This is a genomic window from Streptomyces sp. NPDC028419, assembly GCF_055565515.1.
The window spans coordinates 188614-195162 of the sequence record NZ_JBVHUE010000014.1; the positions used below are offsets into that span (position 1 = coordinate 188614).

Below are 6549 nucleotides of genomic sequence, written 5' to 3' on the forward strand. Positions count from 1 at the left end.
GCTCGGGTGCGGTGCCGCTGCGCGGGGCGCGGGCGGCGGGCACGACGCGGTGGGGGTGCCCCCTCATTCTCGCAGGCCCGCCCCGCCCCGCAGCGCCGGGCCCGCACCCGTCCGGGGGCGGGAGCACGGCAGGTCAGCGCCGGCGGTGCAGGAGGCGGCCACCGATGACCGTGGCCACGCAGGTGGTGGCGCCGCGCGCCAGCAGGGCGTCCAGGTCGGCCGCGTCGAAGGCCGCGAAGCGGGCCGGGCCGCCGCGCTCCAAGGACCCGTGGAAGGCGGCGGCGGCCGTCTCCCGCCCCGCGAAGGGATCCAGCGAAGGGGCCCCGGGAGCCGCGGACCCCGCGGGCAGCAGCGCCAGCCCCGAGCGGGTGACCGCCGTACGGACGGCCGGCACGCGCAGCCGGCCGCTGACCGCGACCACCCCGCGCGACAGCAGCTTCTGGGTGGCCCGCCGGGCGCTGTTGCCCCAGCGGACCTCGCTCAGCTCCAGGGCGTCCAGTGCCTCGGCCCCGCTGATCGGGTCCGCGCCCAGCTCGGCGATCTCGTACGGATCGTCCGGGTAGTACGTCCGCTCCAGCAGCACGTCCGCCCCGCGCACGGCCAGCCCCGGGGTCAGCACCCCGGGCCAGCGCCGCGTGCGGGCGTGCGGGTTCCGCTCGGCGAGGGCCTCGTACGCGCCCACGGCGGCGATCCGGTCGCCCTCGACCAGGACCGCCCCGCCCGGCAGCGGGACCGCGCCCGGCCCGGTGACGAGCAGGTCGGCGGTGTGCAGCGTCAGCATCGGTTCGCCGGGCTCAGTTCGCCTGGATCAGCTTCAGCTCGGGGTGCGCCGTGCCGCCCTCGATGGCCGTCGAGGAGATGTGCGAGGCGACGCGGTCGTCGACCGGGTCGTTCGCCGGGTCGTCGTGGACCAGCAGGTGCTCGTAGGTGGTCGCGCGCTGCGCCGGGGTCCGGCCCGCCTTGCGGATCAGGTCGATGATCTCCTGGCGGTTCGAGCGGTGCTTGGCACCGGCCGAGGAGACGACGTTCTCCTCCAGCATGATCGAACCGAGGTCGTCGGCGCCGTAGTGCAGCGCCAGCTGGCCCGCCTCCTTGCCGACCGTCAGCCAGGAGCCCTGGATGTGCGCGATGTTGTCGAGGTAGAGGCGCGCGATCGCGATCATGCGCAGGTACTCGAACACCGTGGCCTGCGTCCGGCCCTTGAGGTGGTTGTTCTCGGGCTGGTAGGTGTAGGGGATGAAGGCGCGGAAGCCGCCGGTGCGGTCCTGGGTGTCCCGGATCATCGCGATGTGCTCGATGCGCTCGGCGTTGGTCTCGCCGGTGCCCATCAGCATCGTGGAGGTGGACTCCACGCCCAGCCCGTGGGCGATCTCCATGATCTCCAGCCAGCGTTCGCCGGACTCCTTGAGCGGAGCGATCGCCTTGCGCGGCCGCGCCGGCAGGAGTTCGGCGCCCGCGCCCGCGAAGGAGTCGAGGCCGGCGGCGTGGATGCGCTTGATGGCCTCCTCCGCCGAGACGCCCGAGATGCGGGCCATGTGCTCGACCTCGGACGCGCCGAGGGAGTGGATGACCAGCTGCGGGTACGCCTTCTTGATCGCGGCGAAGTGGTGCTCGTAGTACTCGACGCCGTAGTCCGGGTGGTGCCCGCCCTGGAACATGATCTGCGTGCCGCCCAGCTCGACGGTCTCCGCGCAGCGGCGCAGGATGTCGTCGAGGTCCCGGGACCAGCCCTTCTTCGTGTCCTTCGGGGCCGCGTAGAAGGCACAGAACTTGCAGGCCGTGACGCACACGTTGGTGTAGTTGATGTTGCGCTCGATGATGTACGTCGCGATGTGCTCGGTACCCGCGTAGCGGCGGCGGCGCACCGCGTCGGCGGCCTGGCCGAGCGCGTGCAGCGGCGCGTCGCGGTAGAGGTCGAGGGCCTCCTGCTGGGTGATCCGGCCCCCTGCGGCGGCACGGTCGAGGACAGACTGGAGAGCGGCCTGGTCGGTCACCGGTGCGTCACCTTTCGGCGGTGTGTCAAGGGTTGTCCGGACCGAGCCAGCCTACGCCAGCGCCGCGCTGCGGTTGCGGGGGGCCGTCTCGAACACGCCCCCGCTGCCCGTCAGCTCTTCGTCAGGTCGCCCTCCGGGTTTCCGGCGGCCCGGTCGCCCGAGCGGTAGTGGAGGGTGCCGCCCTCATTGAGGGTGAGGCGCTCGTCGGCGGAGCCGGGGGCGCAGATGCCGGGATGCGCGTTGGGGTTGCCCGAGGTGTCCAGGACGAGCGCGCGGTCGGTGGCGACGGAGAGCTTCCAGTCGCCGCTGCAGTCGTACTTCGTGCCGAGGAGGTCGAGGACCGATGTGTCGCGGGCGACCACCGCTCCCTTCTTCCCGGCCCGGATCGTGATCTCGAACCGGGTGGGCACCCCGAGGTTCGTCGTGACCGACCCCGTCCAGGTGCCGATGAACTCCCCCGGCACGTCGTCCCGCGTGCTCCGCGTCGGCGGCGCGGACGGCCCGCCGGTGGTGCCGGAACCGGACGCGGAGGGCGAGCGGCTGGCGCCCGGGGTCGAGGCCGGCGGGTTCGGCTTGCCCGACGCCGCGTCGCGCACGTCGCCGCTCCCGGGCAGCAGGCCCAGCCCGTACAGCCCGCCGCCCAGGCCCAACGCCAGCACCGCGCTCACGGCCAGTACCAGCGTGCAGCTCATCCGGCGCCCGGCCGCCGTGAAGCGGACCCCGCGCCGGTCCCCGTCCCCGCGTCCGCGGGCCGTGGCCGCGTCCCCGGCCGCGCCCCCGGTGCCCGTCTCGGTCGGCGGTCCCGCAGGGAGCGCGGGCCCGGCCGGACCGTACGGGCCCACCGGACCGACCGGGGCCCGCTCGGCCTGGTAGGAGGAGTCCGCGGGCCCGAAGCCGCCCAGCGCGTCCGAGCTGTAGGGCGACGCCCCGAAGGGCACCGGCCCGGAGGCGTAGGGCCCCGGGTCCGCGTCCGCGTCCAGGTCCAGCAACCGCGCCGCGGCCCGGCTCACGTCCTCCACCAGCGGCCCCGGCAGCCAGCCGGGCGCCCCCAGCGCCCCGCCCAGCGCCACCGCGATCGCCTCCGGAGCGGGCCGCTCGCCCGGCGCCTTGGCCAGGCAGGCACCGATCAGGTCGCGCAGCTCCCCGGCCGGGATCCCGTCGAGGTCGGGGTCCTCGTGGACCACCTTGTAGAGGAGGGTGGCGGCGTTGTCCCCGCTGAAGGGGGGCTGGCGGGTCGCGGCGAAGGCCAGGACCGCGCCGAGCGAGAAGACGTCGCTGGCCCCGGTGACCCCCTTGCCGAGGATCTGCTCGGGCGCCATGTAGCCCGGCGACCCCACCGACACCCCGGTGGAGGTCAGCGAGGCCGTGCCGTCGGTCGCCCGGGCGATCCCGAAGTCGATCAGCCGCGGCCCGTCGAGGGTCAGCATCACGTTCGACGGCTTCACGTCGCGGTGTACGAGGCCCAGCGCGTGCACCGCCACCAGGGCGCGGGCCAGCCCCGCGCCCACCGCCCGCACCGAGTGCTCCGGCAGCGGCCCGTGCGCGGCGAGCGCCCCGTCCAGGGAGGGCCCGGCGACGTACGCGGTGGCCACCCACGGAACGGCGGCCTCCGGGTCGGCGTCCAGCACCTGCGCGGTCCACTCGCCGCCCACCCGACGGGCGGCCGCGACCTCGCGCCGGAAGCGGGCCCGGAACTCGTCGTCCGAGGCGAAGTGCGGGTGCACGATCTTGACCGCGACCGTCCGGCCACCGACGCTGCGCCCCAGGTAGACCCGGCCCATGCCGCCCGCGCCGAGCCGTCCCAGCAGCCGGTACGACCCGATCGTGCGCGGTTCGCCGGCTTCGAGCGGCTGCATCGCGTCCCCCCGTCCTCTGCTCCCCGTGCATGACTGACGGCTCAGCACACTAGGCCCTGTCGGCCCACGGAGGCACCGAATCCGTGGCACGGTGATCGGCATGAGACCGCGCACGACCACGGCGGAACCGGTGTTCAGGGCATCCGCCCTGCTCACCGCCTGCCTCACCGCCTGCCTCGCCCTCACCCTCGGGGGCTGCTCCGGCCAGGGCGGCCGGGTCCGCTTCGACGCCCCGAGCTCGGCGCCGACGAGCACCCCCACCAGCAGCGTCACCCCGCGCCCGGTGGCCGAGGCGGAGCGGCTGACCCAGCTGCCGACCGGCCCGGAGGCGGAGTTCCACGAGGAGAGCACCCTCGCCGACGGGACGACGATCGGCGTGACCACCCTGGAGGGTCAGAAATCGGGCTTCACCGGGAAAGTCTGGGTGTGGGCCCCGAAGCAGTACTTCGAATCCCAGTACGCGCACAGCGGCTTCCCGGTGCTGATCGCCCTGCCCGGGGGTCGGGGATTCCCGAAGAACTACTGGATGGCCGCCGGCCTCCGGCTGCAGAGCAGCATCGCCGCCTGGTCGAAGGACGGCCGGAGCCTGCCCTTCATCGTGGTGATGCCGGTGCTCAATCCCGACAAATCGCACTTCTATGACGGCAGCGACATCCCCGGACAGCCCAAGATGGGGACCTGGCTCACCGAGGACGTGCCGGACCTGGTCCGCGCGAACTTCCGCACCTTCCGCTCCCGGGACGGCTGGGCCTTCATGGGCTCCTCCTCCGGCGGCTTCGCCGCGCTCAAGGCGGTTCTCCAGAAGCCGGAGCAATTCAAGGCGGTGATCGCCTCGGGCCCGGACACCGTGCCCGACTCCCCCTTGTGGAAGGGATACGAGGAGGAGCGGCAGGCGAACAATCCGGAGCGCCTCGCCGCGGAACTCGCGACGAAGGACGGGCCGGATGTCTATCTCGCCTTCCAGGTCGGCAGCAAGGAAAGCGGAAAGCCGAACGTGGAGAAATTCATCAGGAATTACGGAAAGGGTCCCGTAAAGACCCATTTGCAGGTCATCGTCGGCGGCGAGCACAACGCGAAGACCTACATCCGGGGCATGGGCGAGGGCAGCATGAAGTGGATCAGCGCCCACCTCCAGGCTCCGGTCCCCACCGCCTGAGGCGGCGCCGGGGCCCCGCCGTGGTCCGGACCGCTACGGGGCCAGCAGTTCCACCACCACGTCCTCGGCGAAGCCGGTGTCCGCCGCGGTCCGGCGCGCGAACTCGCGCACGCCCGCCAGCTGGTCCGGGCCGAAGCGGAAGTCGAGCGTGGTGAAGTACCGCTCCAGCAGCTCCGCGTCGAAGGCCTCCCAGCGGGCCGCCTGCTCGGCCACCTTGGTGACCTCCTCCAGGGACACGTCCCGGGAGGCGAGGAAGGCCTCGTGGACCTCCTTCACCATGGCCGGCTCGCGCTCCAGGTAGTCCTTGCGGGCGGCCCAGACGGCGAAGACGAACGGCAGTCCGGTCCACTGCTTCCACATGAGCCCCAGGTCATGCACGGTGAGACCGAGCCTGGGCGCGTCGTGCAGGGAGGCCCGCAGGGCCGCGTCACCGATCAGTACGGCCGCGTCCGCCTCCTGCATCATCACCCCGAGGTCGGGCGGGCAGGTGTAGTAGTCGGGCCGCACGCCGTACTGCTCGGTGAGCAGCAGCTGGGCCAGTCGTACGGATGTGCGCGAGGTGGACCCGAGCGCGACCCGGGCCCCGTCGAGCTGCTCCAGCGGCACCTGCGAGACGATCACGCAGGACATCACGGGGCCGTCGCAGCCGACCGCGAGGTCGGGGAAGGCGACGAGCTGGTCGGCGTTGCGGAGGAACTCCACGAGGGTGATCGGAGCGATGTCGAGCTCGCCCCGGACCAGCCGCTCGCTCAGCTTCTCGGGGGTGTCCTTGGTCAGCTCCAGGTCGAGCAGGGTGCCGGTTCTTGCGAGGCCCCAGTACAGCGGCAGGCAGTTCAGGAACTGGATGTGGCCGACCCTGGGCCGGCTGCGATAGACGTCCACATCGCGAGACTAGCCCCCGTCCTCCCGTCAGCCTTCGGACGGGCCTCAAACGTCCGAGTGACGTGATCTTTCCCTCTGGTCCAGCCCGCAGTCTGCATGCTAGGCTCGACGCAAGTTGCAGTTTGGTTTCCCTTGCAGTACGAGGCCTGCGGAGCATGTGACCCGCAGGCTTTTGTAGTTTTCAGACTTCTTAGCAGGTTCTGGAGCAGGGCGACCCTTTGGCCCATAGGAGGGCTCATGGCTACCGGAACCGTGAAGTGGTTCAACGCTGAAAAGGGCTTCGGCTTCATCGCCCAGGACGGCGGGGGCCCGGATGTCTTCGTCCACTACTCCGCGATCAACGCGGCTGGTTTCCGCTCCCTTGAGGAGAACCAGCAGGTGAACTTCGACGTCACGCAGGGTCCGAAGGGCCCGCAGGCGGAGAACGTCACCCCGGCCTAGTCGCCTGGGCCAGCCCGATCGCGGGTTGGAGATGCAGTACCCAAGGAGCCCTGGCTCCTCCGCGCGAGCGGAGGGACCGGGGCTCCTGCCTTTGTCCGGCCGGTCCCGGCCACGGGGCATGGGGGGGGGGGGGGGGGGGGGGGGGGGGGGGGCCCCCCCCCCCCCCCCCCCCCCCCCCCCCCCCCCCTCGGGGGCAGGGGAGAAGGGGCCGGGGTAGGCT

Annotated in this window: 6 protein-coding genes; 2 read left to right on the plus strand and 4 right to left on the minus strand. The window is 72.6% G+C overall.

Translation table 11 applies throughout. The features are described from left to right. Positions 1 to 133: 133 nt before the first annotated feature. The 3 genes from ACZ4UB_RS18650 to ACZ4UB_RS18660 all read right to left on the minus strand — a co-directional run bounded on the left by ACZ4UB_RS18650 (position 134) and on the right by ACZ4UB_RS18660 (position 3850). Positions 134 to 781, minus strand: coding sequence for an imidazolonepropionase-like domain-containing protein (locus tag ACZ4UB_RS18650; RefSeq protein ID WP_468071386.1), 648 nt, complete (start codon positions 779 to 781; stop codon positions 134 to 136). 13 nt (positions 782 to 794) lie between these two features. Beyond that, positions 795 to 1994 carry a cyclic dehypoxanthinyl futalosine synthase gene (gene mqnC / locus ACZ4UB_RS18655; RefSeq protein WP_404017030.1) on the minus strand — a complete coding sequence of 400 codons (1200 nt, stop codon included), beginning with the start codon at positions 1992 to 1994 and terminating at the stop codon, positions 795 to 797. Between the two features lie 110 nt (positions 1995 to 2104). Beyond that, positions 2105 to 3850, minus strand: coding sequence for a serine/threonine-protein kinase (locus ACZ4UB_RS18660; RefSeq protein WP_468071388.1), 1746 nt, complete (start codon positions 3848 to 3850; stop codon positions 2105 to 2107). Between the two features lie 100 nt (positions 3851 to 3950). Here ACZ4UB_RS18660 and ACZ4UB_RS18665 point away from each other — a divergent pair, with 100 nt between their 5' ends. Then, positions 3951 to 5006: an alpha/beta hydrolase gene (locus ACZ4UB_RS18665; RefSeq protein WP_468071390.1), complete on the plus strand. Its 1056-nt coding sequence runs from the start codon at positions 3951 to 3953 to the stop codon at positions 5004 to 5006. Positions 5007 to 5039: 33 nt separating this feature from the next. On the opposite strand, the gene ACZ4UB_RS18670 is transcribed toward ACZ4UB_RS18665, so the two are convergent. Continuing rightward, entirely contained in the window at positions 5040 to 5888 is an 849-nt protein-coding gene (locus ACZ4UB_RS18670; RefSeq protein WP_468071392.1) for a menaquinone biosynthetic enzyme MqnA/MqnD family protein, read from the minus strand. Positions 5889 to 6125: 237 nt separating this feature from the next. Here ACZ4UB_RS18670 and ACZ4UB_RS18675 point away from each other — a divergent pair, with 237 nt between their 5' ends. Further along, a complete protein-coding gene (locus ACZ4UB_RS18675; protein ID WP_250977180.1) occupies positions 6126 to 6329 on the plus strand; it encodes a cold-shock protein in 204 nt (67 codons plus the stop codon). Positions 6330 to 6549: the final 220 nt, after the last annotated feature.

Coding starts and splice junctions, on each gene's coding strand:
- ACZ4UB_RS18650 (WP_468071386.1), bottom strand. CDS start 781: ATGCTGACGCTGCACACCGCCGACCTGCTCGTCACCGGGCCGGGCGCG.
- ACZ4UB_RS18675 (WP_250977180.1), top strand. CDS start 6,126: ATGGCTACCGGAACCGTGAAGTGGTTCAACGCTGAAAAGGGCTTCGGC.
- ACZ4UB_RS18665 (WP_468071390.1), top strand. CDS start 3,951: ATGAGACCGCGCACGACCACGGCGGAACCGGTGTTCAGGGCATCCGCC.
- ACZ4UB_RS18660 (WP_468071388.1), bottom strand. CDS start 3,850: ATGCAGCCGCTCGAAGCCGGCGAACCGCGCACGATCGGGTCGTACCGG.